Below are 13,778 nucleotides of genomic sequence, written 5' to 3'. Positions count from 1 at the left end.
CCGTGCGCACACCGCCTGCGCCGAGCGCGACGCCGACGCCGACGCCGACGCCGACGCCAGCTCCCGGTCCTGCGGCACGAGCCCCGGCCGCGCCGATCCGCCTGACCGCGCCCAAGCCCGCCGCCGCTGCGACGCCTGCTCCGGCACCGGCCAAGCCTGCTGCGGCACCCGCGCCCGCGCCGACCTCGGCCAAGCCCGCCGCGGCGGCCCCCACCGCAAAGCCCACCACCACCACTGTCTCCGGCCCGCCCAGGGTCGATGTGAAGGCGCCCGGCCTCGGCGGCGTTCCCGCCAGTCTGAAGATCATGTCCTTCGCCGAGCGTCCCAGCGATGCACCGCGCGGGGCGGCGAACGAGATCGTGCCTTCCACCCGTCTTGCCCCACCGCGCGTGCCCGACCAGATCGAGATGGCGACCGGAGCCTATCGCCCACAAAAGGCCCTGATCAGGCCGGGCCGCTTCAGCGACCAGCTCAAGAGCCTCGGCCCGACCCGTGGCATCACGCTCGCCCAGCTCCAGTCCAATCCGCGCTTCACCATCGGCAAGACCCAGGTCGACATGACCCGTGTGCTTGCCAACCCGCAGTCGGTCGCCAACCGGGCGACGGCGCTGAGCAAGCTGACCGACACGGTGCGGATCAACAGCACCACCTTCGAAGCGACCGAGGTGAAGTCCGGCCTGATCGTGCGCAGCTTCGTCAATTACTCGCTGCGGCCCGGCGCCTGCACGGTGCAGGCGCGCCGGGTCAAGCTGGAGGCGGCAGGCGTGCGCTGCGCCACGCCGATGACCAAGGCCGAGCGCGACAAGGCCTACGCCACTCCCGGCAACCCGCGCTACATCGCCGATCCTGCCCTGCGCTCCGAGGCGCTCAAGGCAGCCGAGGATGACGCCCGGCAGCTGGCACAGGACGTCACCGCGTTGCGCGGCGACCTCAAGATCCCGCAGCTGCGCGCCGAAATGGTCGCCGCCATCGGCGAGGCCGAGGTCAAGCGCATCGAAGGGCTGAGCGATGCTGATCTGGCGGCGGAAATCGCCAATTCGGGCGACACCAAGATGGAGGATGTGGCCTATATCCCGGTCAATGACGCCGCGCAGTCCTACGCACCGGCGGTCAAGCTCGGGCTCGCCCCGCCGCCGATGCCGCCCGAGGTGAAGAAGGAATATGATCTCGGCACCAACTACTTTCTGGCCGGGTTCACCTTCGGGCGGGAATATGAATGGCGCCTTCGTGTCGAACAGCGGATCAACCGCTGCCTGATCGGTTGCGCCAAGACCTATTATGTCGAGGCTTTCGCCGGGTTCAATTACGGGCTCGGCCTGCGCTTCCCGATCGAGCTGACGGGCTCTGCGTTGTACACCAAGGCCTCGTCAGGTGCGGTTATGGCTTCGGTGACACCCAAGATCCGTACGCTGGACGGCAATGCCGAACACTATCTTGCCGCTGGCCTGCCGCCCGAGAAGCTGTTCAACGCGCAGGAATTCGTCGCCCAGTTCGGCGCGCATGCGGGCTTTGGCTTCGATGTGCCCTTCTATCCGTCGCTGTCGGTCGCCTTCGCCCGAGAGATCGACTTTACCGATTATCTGGGCGGGCAATTCAAGGGCGGTAACTTCCTGCCCCCCACCAAGGGCGCGCCGCTGACCCAGGACATCAAGATCTCCGACATCGATCTGATCGGTGGCCGCGCCAATTTCGGCTTTGTCGGCGCGCAGGTGTTTCCGGCGGCGAGGGTGACCCTGGCCTCGGACGAATTGTCGCTGATGCTGGTGGACAAGAACGGCGGCGCGCCCGTCAAGCTGCTGCAGGGTCAGCCCGCAGCGCCGATCCTGATGAAGACCAACACTGCGACCGACGCAATGGAGTTCGACATCAAGGACCCGCTCTACAAGCTCACCATGACGATCGAACCGGGCATCAATGCGCGGGTGTTCGTCGATGTCGGGCTGTGGGGGAAGAGCTGGGACATGCCGGTCTATTTCCCCAGCCTGGCCGTCACCGTGCCATCGGGCGGCGTGACCTTCGGCTGCCACGACGGCACGGTCTGCACGCGGTCGTTCAATCTGGCCCCCGATATCAAGGAGGCCGCGAGAAATGATCTGGCGCGGTGGGTGAACGGATTCGAGACGCGGTGGTTCAAGGCTTGCCCCGACAGCACGTGCGAGAAGGAAATCCGCACCACGCGGATTGCCACTGCCGCCGTGGTCAATGCGAAGATCAACAAGGGCGAAGCGCCGGCCACCCTGCGCACCGATCCTGCGATCGCCAAGCTGTTCGACGGGGTCGAGCGTGATGCAGCCAAGTCCTGGGGGCGTGCCATGCTGCGCCGGTTCAGCGTCGAATTCGAACCGACCTGGGCGGGCAAATGCCCCGACACGGCCTGCCGCAACGCATTGAAGGCGATCCGCACGCAGACCGAAGCTGCGCTCACGCAGCAGATCAACGCAGGCGTGCCCGCGCCCGATACCGGCAAGATCTACCTCGGTATCAGCTATGCGGTGCCCCCTGCCATCAGGACGGCTCAGACCGATGCCCGTTCGGCTGTCACGGCGAGCATCAACGCCCGGATCCAGAGCGCGGCTCCGAAGTGGGCCAGCGCGGTGATGGGCGAGTATTTTCCCAAATGCTGGGACGATCAGTGCCGCTATGAAGTCGCGCTCGGCGCGGACGCGATGGTGGGCGACTGGTCGCGGCTTTCCAAGCTGAGCCCGGACACCAAGCCCGTCATCATCGAAAACGAGGTCATTGCCCGCTTCAGGCCGCGTCTCGCCAAGGCTGTCTCTGAAGGCAAGGCCCGCGAATTGAACAGCATCATCAAGTGATGGCCTGAAATGAGGAGCATCGCATGACCTCCCCCCGTGCCTCGGTTGGCTGGCTTTCGGTGATCTTCGTGCCGGTGGGGATGGGGATGCTCCTCATCGCCGGGTGGATGCTCTCCCGCGATCCGCTGTTCTCGGGGGCGGGGGCCGAGGCGGTGGGAACGGTGGTCGATCTGGAGCGGTCGGCCTCGGGCAATGGCAAGGCGAGCTACTACCCGGTCGTCACCTATCGCGACGCCGCCGGGGCCGAGCATCGCTTTACCGGCAGCATCGGCAGCAATCCGCCGGGCTATGCCCGCGGCGAAGAAGTGTCGGTGCGCTATGATCCTGCCGCGCCGGAGGAGGCGGTGATCGACAGCTGGTCGGTGCGGGCTTTGGGGCCGGGGCTGACCGGGGGGATGGGGTTGCTGCTGCTGTGGATGCCGTGGCGGGCGATCCGCTCCGGCCTCGCCGCGCGCCGCCGGGCGCGGGTGCTGGCGCGCGGCGGGATTGATCTGCCCGCGCAGCTTATCGAGGTCTTTCGCGACGCCAATGTCGCCGACAGCGGCGGGCGCTGGTTCCGGATTGCCTGCGAGGCGCAATGGCCAGCCAGCGGCGAACCTCGGCGCTTCTTCAGCGAGCCGGTGCCGACCGATCCCACCCCGCAGCTTGCCACCGGCCGGCTCACAGTCAGGGTCGATCCGGCGGACCACAGCAATTACGCCGTCATCCTCGGTTGAACATTGGGCAACAAAGGCAGGTCTGCAGTCGCGGGTGCATAGCCGTCGCCCGGGTGGGCTAGCAAAGGGCATGGTGCCGGAATTGGCGGACAGCTGCCATTCCGGGCTCCACCCACTTGCATGCATCAGCGGGTTCGGGGCTCGATCCCGAAAGCTGCATGGCGGCCGCTTTTGGCCGAAGCCCTTTGTGTGCCGAAGAGATGCTCATGAAGCACCTCCGGCAAGGATTGCCTTTGCGCCCGATTCTCCGGTCGCATAAATGAGAGAAACAGCCGAACCGCTATAGATATCTCCGCCGCCAGGGGTGCCCGCCTTTCCGGCGGTTTTTCGTTTGCGCAATCGGTCTGGAGGGCCGGAAATCCGCGTTATGTGCACATACTGTGCGCCGAGCTGACTTTCCCGAGTCGGCGCAAACGGCCAACTCCTTGCTTTTACTTGAAGAACCTGGCGCACCCGACAGGATTCGAACCTGTGACCTCTGCCTTCGGAGGGCAGCGCTCTATCCAGCTGAGCTACGGGTGCATCGCGGTGTGCGTGTGCATTCTTGCGCGCGGGCGGCCGCTTAGCAAGAGGCTCGCAGCGGCGCCACACAATTGTGCCCGCGCAGCCCGCGCCCTGCCGCGCGCGCCGTCTCTCCCGGAGTCGGCGCGGTAGGCGGCTTAACCAATCGGCAAGCATGCGCCCATAGGCTTGCGCATATGGCAACGCTTCCGCCCGAGCCGATTCTCTCACACGGTCCCGCCCTCGACGCGGCGGCGCCCGAGGTGCTGGCCGAGGCGCTGGTAGCGCTCCACGGGCAGGCGGCGGCGCTGGCGATGCTGGCCCGCCTTGCGCCCGAGCCGGTCGAGATCGGCGGCGAGCTTGGCGCGGTGATCGTCCGCGCCGCGCCGTGGCAGCGCGCGCTGGTCGCGCAGACAGCCGCCGATTGCGCGGCGATGATGGAAAGCGGTCTCGCCGCGCTCGGCACGCTGACCCGCCGCGGGCAGGACACCTCCGCGCCTGCGCTGGTGTTGTGGCGCGAATTTCACGCCGCGCGTGCGGCGATGGTGAGCGTGCTCCTGGCCCCGGCCACCGAACCCGCCTGAGTTCGCGGCCACGCGCAGGCTTGACTGCGTTCCGCTTTCGTTCCAACGCTGACCCATGTCCGGCACCCCGCTCGCCCCGTCCGATTCGCCTGTCCTCGCCGCGAGCCCGGCCCTTGCTGCGAACGACGTCGCGCGCGGGATCGGGCGGCTGTTTGCGCGCAACGACATCTGGTGCCTTGCCGAAGTGCCGCTCAGGAACGGTCGACGCGCCGATCTCATGGGGATCGATGCCAAGGGCCTGATCGTGATCGTCGAGATCAAGGTCGCACGCGCCGATCTGCTCGGCGATGCCAAGTGGCCCGACTATCTCGATTTCTGCGACCGCTTCTACTGGGGCCTGCCTCCCGCGCTCGACCGCGCGCCGCTCGAGAGCGAGGCCTATCGCCCTGCCACCTGCGGGGTTATCGTCGCCGATGGCTATGATGCCGAGATCCTGCGCCCCGCCGCGCTGGAACCGCTCGCGCCTGCGCGCCGCAAGACTCAGGTCGAGCATCTCGCCAGGATCGCGCTGCGGCGGCACATGGCGCTGCTCGACCCGCTGTGCACCGCTCTGGACGCGCACGGCTGACTTAGCGCTGTTTTGCGCGGGGGAATTGCGGCATAGCTGACCGCGCCATGCTCCCCGCCGATACCCCCGTCCCGCTCGCGCTGCTGATCGTCAGTCTGGCCGTGACGCTGATTGTCGCGCTGCGCTATGTGCTGACCAGCGGCCTGTTCGCCTTCGCCACTGCGAAGATGCGGCCCGGGTTATATGAGGGCAAGCGCGCGCAGATCGCGCGCGAGGTGCGGTGGTCGCTGCTTTCGGCCGCGATCTACGGTGCGCCTGCTGGCATCGTGATGTGGGGCTGGAAGCACCACGGCTGGACCCAGATGACCGCAGACTGGGCCGCCTTGCCGCTGTGGTACCACCCGCTCTCGGTGCTGATCTTTCTGTTCGTGCAGGACACCTGTTTCTACTGGAGCCACCGCTGGATGCACCGGCCCAAGTGGTTCCGGATCGCCCATGCGGTCCATCACGACAGCAAGCCGCCGACCGCGTGGACCGCGATGAGCTTTCACCCGATCGAGGCCGTGACCGGCGCGATCGTGGTGCCGTGCCTCGTGTTCCTCGTGCCGATCCATGTCGCCATGCTGGGCCTCGTGCTGACCATCGCCACGGTGATGGGGGTCACCAATCACATGGGGTGGGAGATGTTCCCGCGCTGGCTCGTTCACTCGGCGTTGGGGGATTGGCTGATAACCGCCAGCCATCACGAGCGCCATCACGAGGAATACAGATGCAATTACGGGCTCTATTTCCGGCTCTGGGACCGGGTGTGCGGAACCGACAAGGGGCTCTCGAAGCGGATCGTCGCCGAGGCCGGGCACGCCCCGCGCGTGCGCATCTGATGCGCGCTGGCGCACTCGTGCTTGCGGCTTTTGCAGCCGGGCTTGCCGCGGCGGCTCCGGCGCAGGCGGGGGAGGTGGTGATCACCGTCACCGACGTGCGCTCCACCAAGGGCGTGATCCGCGCCTGCATGACCACGCGCAAGGACATCTTCCCCAAATGCGTCAACGATCCCAACGCGCATCGCACCGTGGTGCCTGCCACTACGAAGGAGATCCGCTTCACCGGCGTGAAGCCCGGCGCTTACGGGATCGCGCTGCTGCATGACGAGAACAACAACGGCAAGGCCGACCGCGCGATGGGAATGATGCCCAAGGAAGGCTACGGCTTCTCGCGCGATGCCCCGGTGCGCATGGCCCCGCCCAAGTTCACCGACGCGGTGCTACAGATCGGCGAGGGCACGCAGCGCGTGTCGATCAAGATGAGGTATTTTTTGTAACGAGCCATGTTCGGTGGCGCAGACCTCCCGCCCCGCCCCGTGCGATAGCACGAGCGCAAACTAACCCTTCCCGCCCCACACAAACCTTCTTCCCCGCTTAACGCGATCTTTACCACGCCGCGCCAGAACGGGCCGACACAGGTTCACCAAGGGGCGGATTTACAGCCATGGACACTCTGCGCGGCACCTTCGGTTCCGATTCGTCCGCGGATCGCAGCTGGGAGGAAAGCGAGGACGACGGCGCCGAGCCGGCTCGCACCCGCGACCTGCCGCCGCATGCCATCGGCCAGGACGAGCGCCGCATGCAGGTGCGCGCCTACAACCATTGGGCAAGCCTGCTGGGCGAAAGCATGTTCCCCAGCATCGAGGATCTCGATCCCGCCGATCTCCCCGATTTCGGCCCGCATTCGGTGCTGCTCGATTTCTCCTTCGGGATCGACAACCCGGCGGTGCGCTTCCTCGGCGAAAAGCTCGCGGCGGAATGCAATGCGAACGGCGTCGTCATCACCCGGCTTTCGGACGTGCCGCCGCGCTCGCTGCTGAGCCGCATCACCGATCACTACATGCAGATTCTCGCCAATCAGGCGCCGATCGGGTTCGAGGCCGAGTTCGTCAACCACGCCGGGGTCGCGATCCTCTATCGCGGCATCCTGCTGCCCTTGTCGAGCAACAACGAGACGATCGACTTCATCTACGGCGTGATCAACTGGAAGGAGATGGCCGACCAGCTGACCGCCGACGAGCTGCTGCTCGAGATCGACCAGGCGCTGGAGCTCAATTCCGCGCTCGAACTTGAGGACGAGGTCGCCGAGGAACCCGCGCCGCGGATCGCCGATCCGGTCACGGACTGGGCGGATTCGCCTGCGCATGAAGAAGAAAGCGACGTCGCCGCGCCCGAAGAGGCCGATGGCGGCGAGGATTTCGCGTCCGGCTTCGCCAGCCTTGCGCCCCGCGCTGGCGTGCCTGGCGAAGATGTCGCGCTGCCCGATTTCAGCCAGTATGCGCTCGACGATCCCGATGAGGAATATGACGAGGACGAAGGCGAGGGCGAGGAAGCTGGCTACAATTTCGCCAGCCTCGCCGATTACATCGAGGCCCCGGCCAAGAAGGCGATCGACCTGACCGGGCTTGAGCCGCTGCCCTACACCGAAGAGGCGCCCGAGCCCGATTACAGCTTCGCGCCGGAGCCCGAGGCTGCATTCGAACCCGAACCCGAACCCGCACCCGTTTTCGATGACGTAGAGGAGGTCGAAGAGGCCGCCGCCGCCGCTGACGAGGCCGACGACGACAATGACGCCGCCGCCGAGGACGCTCTCGCGGCCTTCGCCGACGACCTGCCCGTGGACGCGGGCCTTTACGATTGCCTCGCCGCTGCGCGCGAACTCGCCCGCGCTGCCGACAACACCGAGGACCGCAGCCGCTCGGCGCTCTATGCCGCGGTCAGCCGCGCCTACGACTTCTCGCTCGCTGCACAGGATGCGCCCGAGGATTACGCCGAACTGATCGCCGACGCCGGGCTTACCGTGCAGGAGCGCGCGCCGATGACCCCGGTGGTCAAGCTCGTGTTCGGGCATGATTACGACAAGACGCGGCTCACCGAATATGCCGCGGTGCTGACCCATGCGCACCGCATGAGGCTCGATCGCGGGAGCCTGGCGGGCTACCTCGCCGGGACCGAGGGCGGGGTGAAGGCGATCGTCAAGGCCGAACGCCGCCTGCGCCGCGAGGAACAGGGCAAGCCCGTAATCGAAGATCACGCCGCGGTGCGCGAGGCGCTCGCCCAGGCGCTGCGCGCGCTGGAGGCGATCAGCCTCGAGGAGCTCGACGGCGGGGCCAGCGAATTCGCGCTGGCGCTGATCCGCCGCGACGAGATCGGCTGCGCGGAAATCCTCGGCGAGATCCCCGAGGATGTCGCGATGATCGAACGCGCGGCACGCAAGCTGGTGGGGTAGGTTTTCGGCCGCGCTGGCGCGTGCCTGCGCCGCCGAATGCAGCACCCGCTTAAGATTGCGTTCAGCCGCCAGTCCGGTAGGGTGGCGGCAATGCGCGTTCGCCCCAATCTTCTGGCCAATTGCCTCGCCCTGCTGGCGAGCCTGCTCTTCGCCGCGCAGCCTGCCGCGGCGCAATCGATCCTGCGCGATGCCGAAACCGAACAGCTGCTGCGCGACATGCTCGCGCCGATCGTGGAGGCAAGCGAGCTCGAGCCCGGCAATGTCGAGGTGGTGCTGATCAACGATGGCTCGATCAACGCCTTCGTCGCGGGCGGGCAGGCGATCTATGTCCATTCGGGGCTGATCGGCGCGGCCGATACCGCCAACGAGGTGCAGGGCGTTCTGGCGCACGAACTGGGTCACATCACCGCCGGTCATGCGGTGCGCTTCGAGGAGCGCACCAAGGTTGCCAACGGCATCTCGATCCTCTCGCTGCTGCTCGGCGTAGGTGCGGTGCTGGCGGGGGCGGGGGACGCCGGGATCGGCATTCTCGCCGCCGGGCAGCAGGCCGCGATCGGCAGCTTCCTGTCGTTCAACCGCGATCAGGAGGCCGCGACCGATCTTGCCGGAGTGCGCTACCTTTCGGGCGCGGGCATCAGCGGCAAGGGGATGATCTCCTTCTTCGAGAAACTGCGCGGCAACGAGATCCGCTCGGGCTACAGTCAGGCCGACGAGGCCGCCTATTCGCGCACCCACCCGCTCACCGGCGACCGGATCCAGGTGCTGCGCGGACTGCTGGCGACCGATCCCGCCTGGGACACTCCGCCCGATCCCGAATTGCAGGAGCGCTTCGTGCGCGCCAAGGCCAAGCTGTTCGGCTTCCTGTCCGAGCCGCCGCGCACGCTCGCCGCCTACCCGCCCACCGACACCAGCGTGCCCGCGCGCTATGCCCGGGCCTATGCCTATCACAAGGACGCGCGCATCGATATGGCGATCGCCGAGACCGACGCACTGCTCGCGGCCGAGCCTGACAATCCGTGGTTCCTCGAGCTGAAAGGGCAGGTGCTCCTCGAGAGCGGGCGGCCCAAGGATGCGCTCGATCCGCTGCGCCGCGCGACCGACCTGACGCTCGCCCACCCGCTGATTGCAGGCCTGCTCGGCCATGCCCTGATCGCCACCGAAGACCCGGCCAATTTCGCCGAGGCCGAGGGCGTGCTGCGCGCTTCGGTGCAGAAGGACCGCTACAACCCCTTCGCCTGGTATCAGCTCGGCGTGGTCTATGAAGCGCGCGGCGACATCCCGCGCGCGCGGCTCGCCAGCGCCGAGGTGCAGGTGATGAACCGTCAGTACCCGCAAGCGCTCGCCAATGCGCAGGCCGCCGAGGCCTATCTGCCCTATGGCTCGCCCGACTGGATCCGCGCGCAGGATGTCGCGCTCGAAGCGCGCGCCGAACTGGAACGCGTGAAGAACCGGCGCTAGGCTGCCGCCAGCCCTTCCGCTAATCACGAAAGCCACCATGTCCACCGACGCACCCTCTAGCCTGCGCAACACGCTGCTGACCGCGCTGCTGGCGCTGACTTTCGGCTTTCTGGGCGCGGCGGCGTGGTCGGGATCGGGCCTCGCCGACAACCGCACGCGCAGCTATCTGCTCTCGCACCCGGAACTGCTGCCCGAGATGGCGGCGGCCTACGAGGAACAGGAAGCGGCCAAGCGGCTCGCCAAAATGGGCGGTGAAGTGTTCGAGGAATTCCCCGGCGTCGTCCTCGGCAATCCCAAGGGCAGCCGCGTGCTGGTAGAGTTCACCGATTACCAGTGCCCCTATTGCGAGGCGAGCCTCAAGGACGTGAAGCGGTTGGTGGCCGAGGATCCGGACCTCAAGGTGGTAATTCGCGAATGGCCGATCTTCGAAGGCTCGGACGCTGCCTCGCGCATGGCGCTCGCCGCAGGGATCCAGGGCAAGTATCCCGCCTTCCACGATGCGATGTTCAAGATGAACGATATCGATGCTGCGGCCAAGGCGGCCGGGCTCGACATGGCGCAGGCGCAGCGCGATGCGGCCTCCCCGGCGGTGACCAACGAGATCGCCAGGAACCTCGAACAGGCCCGCGCGCTCGGCTTCACCGGCACGCCGGCATGGATTGCGGGCAAGACACCGATCGGCGGGGCGGTGGGCTACGAGAAGCTCAAGGAAGCGCTCGCCGCCGCCGACACCGCGGGCTGAGGGGGGCGACGCATGCGCGCCCTCATGCTTGCCGCACTGCTCGCGGCCTCGCCCGCAGTGCCTGCCCCGGAGGCGCCGCCCGCGATCGACTACGCCGCCGAACGCGCTGCGATCGGGCGCTATCAGGACGCGAACCAGCGCTTGCAGGACGCCGGATGGCGCCTCGCCCGGGCCAATGCCGCCTTCTGCCCGGTGGTGATCCCGAGCATCGGCCTTCAGGTGCAGGACATGGCGAGCTATGGCGGGCCCGATGTCGCCCGTGCCGCGCTGGGCCTTGCGGGCGATTTCGCGGTCAACGCCGCCGCTGCGGGCTCTCCCGCCGCGCTGTCGGGGGCCTTTGCGCGCAACCGCGAGATTGTCCGGCTTGAAGGCTTCGACCCCAATGAATGGCCCGCCACGCCGCCGATGGCTTGGGAGCGCACCACCCGCGCGCATGATCATATTGACGCCACGCTGGCCGAACACGGCGGCATCACCATCGCCTTTGCCGACGGCACCGAGGCGCGCGTCACCCCGGTCGCGGTCTGCGCCACCCGCTTCGACCTCTACGCCGCCGAACACCGCGCCTTTGCCAACGGGACGCGGGTGATCTTCGGGATGGGCTCGCCCGCCTTCGGCTATGAAGAGCCGGTCTTCGCCGCGCTGGTCGCGCACGAACTGGCGCACAACGTGCTCGGCCACGACGCCTGGCTCGATCGCAACGGGAGGAGCGCGAAGAACGTGCGCCGGATCGAGCGCGAGGCCGACCGGCTGGTGCCCTGGCTGCTCGCCAACGCCGGCCATGATCCGGCCGCAGGCGCCGATTTCATGACCCGCTGGGGCAAGAAATACGACGCCGGGCTCAAGCTGCGCGTCACCCATGATGGCTGGGACGAGCGCGCCGAGAATATGGAGGCCGAAGTCCCGCTGGTCCGCACGGCATTGGCTGCCGAGGGCCGGGCCGATTGGGCGAAGCATTTCCGCCGCGAGATTGACCCTGCGGGCGGCGTCCTGCCTCGTGCCAAGCGTTGAAGCGTTTCGCGGGCACGGCGGCGCGCCCGAATAGAAGTGCCCTCTGCGACGAAATGAGTTAGACCCTGCGCGTTATGGCAGTGCTCCAGATCCAGGCGGCGCCGTTCTTCGCGAGCAAGAACCGGGCGTTCTGGAACCTCCAGCTGGCGGGCTGGGGCGCGGCGTTCCTGCTGCGCGCGGTCTCGGCGCTCGCCAACCAGCAGCCCTTCGACATCCTCGCGCTGATTCTGGTGACGACCATCACCGGCTTCTCGATCAGCCTGATCCTCTCGGTGATCTATCGGCAGCTGATCCACCAGCAGCCGCTGGTGACCTGGGGGCTGACCGCGGTGGTGCTGTTCTTTGCGGTGCTGCTCCACGCCTCGATCGACACTTGGGTGCAGGGTGTCTATTACGCCGCCACCCGCGACACGACGTTTGCGCAAAGGTTGATCGGGCTCCTGTATCTGCCGCTGACGCTGCTCGGGGGGTGGAGCGCGCTCTATTACGCGATCAACTTCTTTCTCACCGTGGAACAGCAGGCCGACCGGCTCGAGCGGCTCGAGGCGCAGGCCACCGCCGCGCAGCTCGCCATGCTGCGCTATCAGCTCAACCCGCACTTCCTGTTCAACACGCTGAACTCGATCTCGACGCTGGTGCTCTTGAAGCAGACCGAGCCTGCCAACGCGATGCTGACGCGGCTTTCTGGGTTTCTCAGGCACACACTGATCGCCGAGCCCGGGAGCCAGGTCACTCTCGCGCAGGAGATCGAGACCTTGCAGCTCTATCTCGACATCGAACGGATGCGCTTCGAGGAACGCCTGCGCACCCGGTTCGAGATCGAGGACGCCGCACTGCCGGCGCAGCTTCCGGCCATGCTGCTGCAACCGCTGGTCGAAAATGCGATCAAATACGCCGTCAGCTCACAGGAGGAAGGCGCGCAGATCGCGCTGACTGCGCGCGTGATCGGTGACAGGCTGCGGCTGACGGTCGAGGATACGGGGCCGGGGGCGGACGACAGCCCCCGTGATCCCGCCGCGCCGCCCGTGCCCGGGCGCCCGGTCTCGACCGGCGTCGGCCTCGCCAATATCCGCAATCGCTTGAGCCAGGCCTATGGCGACAGCCACCTTTTCGAAACCAAGTCCGAAGCTGGGGGCGGCTTCACCGTGCTGATCGAAATTCCCTTCACCCGCGCCGACAGAGCCGGGGAAGAGGCAGCACCCGCCGTGACAGACATCGGGAATGCCGCGGGCGGGAGCGACAATATCGTCCCCCTCAACCCCCCCCAAAGAACCATCGGAACAACCGCATGACCATCAGAACCATCCTCGTCGACGACGAGAAACTCGCGATCCAGGGCCTCCAGCTGCGGCTCGAGCCGTTCGAGGACGTCGAGATCATCGACACCTGCGCCAATGGCCGCGAGGCGATCCGCAAGATCAAGACAGAGAAGCCCGATCTCGTCTTCCTCGACATCCAGATGCCCGGCTTCGACGGCTTCAGCGTGGTCAAGGGCGTGATGGAGATCGAACCGCCGCTGTTCGTCTTCGTCACGGCTTACGAAGAACACGCGATCCGCGCCTTCGAGGCCAATGCCGTCAACTACCTGATGAAGCCGGTCGACGAACAGAAGCTTGCCGACACGATCGAACGCGTGCGCCAGCGCCTTGCCGAGAAGAAGTCGTCCGAGGATGCCGGGCAATTGCTCGAAGTGCTCTCGGAAATCGCGCCCGAACGCGCTGCCGATTTCGTCGAGACCACCACCCCGGCGGCCGAAAGCGCCGACCGCTTCGAAAAGCTCATCAACGTCAAGGACCGCGGCCAGATCTTCCGTGTGGAAGTCGACACGATCGAGCATATCGAGGCTGCGGGCGATTACATGATCATCTCCACCGGCGACAATTCGCTGGTGCTGCGCGAGACGATGAAGGACCTCGAGCGCCGTCTGGATCCGAGGAAGTTCCAGCGCGTCCACCGCTCGACGATCGTCAACCTCGATCTGGTGCGGCAGGTGAAGCCCCACACCAACGGCGAATGCTTCCTCGTGCTGGACAGCGGCGCAGAGGTGAAGGTTTCGCGCTCCTACAGGGATGTGGTCGCCCGCTTCGTGCATTGATGCCTCTTCCCCCGCCCCGGGCTTGACCCGGGGCCCAGCTTCCTCACGAGACCGCGCCGTTGGAAAAGCGAGCGGGG

General features: G+C 66.9%; 13 protein-coding genes and 1 tRNA gene. 12 read left to right on the top strand and 2 right to left on the bottom strand.

Annotation, left to right across the window (positions count from 1 at the left end; genetic code table 11):
* Positions 1-307: hypothetical protein (locus tag NBV68_RS11675; protein ID WP_296310055.1), on the bottom strand; the 307-nt coding region annotated here is incomplete at its 3' end.
* On the opposite strand from NBV68_RS11675, the gene NBV68_RS11670 reads away from it, so the two are divergent.
* Together NBV68_RS11670 and NBV68_RS11665 are read left to right on the top strand one after the other, a co-directional pair.
* Positions 306-2,816 carry a hypothetical protein gene (locus NBV68_RS11670; protein ID WP_296310053.1) on the top strand — a complete coding sequence of 837 codons (2,511 nt, stop codon included), beginning with the start codon at positions 306-308 and terminating at the stop codon, positions 2,814-2,816. The genes NBV68_RS11675 and NBV68_RS11670 overlap by 2 nt on opposite strands.
* A gap of 23 nt (positions 2,817-2,839) precedes the next feature.
* Positions 2,840-3,532: a DUF3592 domain-containing protein gene (locus tag NBV68_RS11665; protein WP_296310052.1), complete on the top strand. Its 693-nt coding sequence runs from the start codon at positions 2,840-2,842 to the stop codon at positions 3,530-3,532.
* 445 nt (positions 3,533-3,977) lie between these two features.
* On the opposite strand, the gene NBV68_RS11660 is transcribed toward NBV68_RS11665, so the two are convergent.
* Positions 3,978-4,054 (bottom strand) — tRNA-Arg (locus NBV68_RS11660).
* A 176-nt stretch (positions 4,055-4,230) separates the two neighbouring features.
* Here NBV68_RS11660 and NBV68_RS11655 point away from each other — a divergent pair.
* The 10 genes from NBV68_RS11655 to NBV68_RS11610 all read left to right on the top strand — a co-directional run bounded on the left by NBV68_RS11655 (position 4,231) and on the right by NBV68_RS11610 (position 13,701).
* Positions 4,231-4,617, top strand: coding sequence for a hypothetical protein (locus tag NBV68_RS11655; protein ID WP_296310051.1), 387 nt, complete (start codon positions 4,231-4,233; stop codon positions 4,615-4,617).
* A 55-nt stretch (positions 4,618-4,672) separates the two neighbouring features.
* On the top strand, positions 4,673-5,185 hold the full coding sequence (locus NBV68_RS11650; protein WP_296310049.1) for an MmcB family DNA repair protein: 513 nt from the start codon (positions 4,673-4,675) through the stop codon (positions 5,183-5,185).
* Between the two features lie 47 nt (positions 5,186-5,232).
* Positions 5,233-6,006 (top strand): sterol desaturase family protein, encoded by a 774-nt coding sequence (locus NBV68_RS11645; protein ID WP_296310048.1) that lies wholly within the window; start codon positions 5,233-5,235, stop codon positions 6,004-6,006.
* Positions 6,006-6,443 (top strand): DUF2141 domain-containing protein, encoded by a 438-nt coding sequence (locus NBV68_RS11640; protein WP_366068156.1) that lies wholly within the window; start codon positions 6,006-6,008, stop codon positions 6,441-6,443. Before NBV68_RS11645 ends, NBV68_RS11640 begins: the two co-directional genes overlap by 1 nt.
* Before the next feature lie 167 nt (positions 6,444-6,610).
* Entirely contained in the window at positions 6,611-8,395 is a 1,785-nt protein-coding gene (locus NBV68_RS11635; RefSeq protein ID WP_296310046.1) for a hypothetical protein, read from the top strand.
* A 90-nt stretch (positions 8,396-8,485) separates the two neighbouring features.
* A complete protein-coding gene (locus NBV68_RS11630) occupies positions 8,486-9,853 on the top strand; it encodes a M48 family metalloprotease (RefSeq protein ID WP_296310044.1) in 1,368 nt (455 codons plus the stop codon).
* Positions 9,854-9,890: 37 nt separating this feature from the next.
* Entirely contained in the window at positions 9,891-10,595 is a 705-nt protein-coding gene (locus NBV68_RS11625) for a DsbA family protein (RefSeq protein WP_296310042.1), read from the top strand.
* A 12-nt stretch (positions 10,596-10,607) separates the two neighbouring features.
* Positions 10,608-11,606, top strand: coding sequence for a hypothetical protein (locus NBV68_RS11620; protein ID WP_296310040.1), 999 nt, complete (start codon positions 10,608-10,610; stop codon positions 11,604-11,606).
* A 74-nt stretch (positions 11,607-11,680) separates the two neighbouring features.
* A complete protein-coding gene (locus NBV68_RS11615) occupies positions 11,681-12,898 on the top strand; it encodes a histidine kinase (protein ID WP_296310038.1) in 1,218 nt (405 codons plus the stop codon).
* Positions 12,895-13,701: a LytTR family DNA-binding domain-containing protein gene (locus NBV68_RS11610; RefSeq protein ID WP_296310036.1), complete on the top strand. Its 807-nt coding sequence runs from the start codon at positions 12,895-12,897 to the stop codon at positions 13,699-13,701. The genes NBV68_RS11615 and NBV68_RS11610 overlap by 4 nt, the downstream gene beginning before the upstream one ends.
* The last annotated feature ends 77 nt before the right edge of the window (positions 13,702-13,778 follow it).

It is taken from the genome of Erythrobacter sp., assembly GCF_023653175.1.
Lineage (GTDB): Bacteria > Pseudomonadota > Alphaproteobacteria > Sphingomonadales > Sphingomonadaceae > Erythrobacter.
Note: the sequence above shows the minus strand (reverse complement) of the source record. Positions and strands in the feature narration are given on the sequence as shown.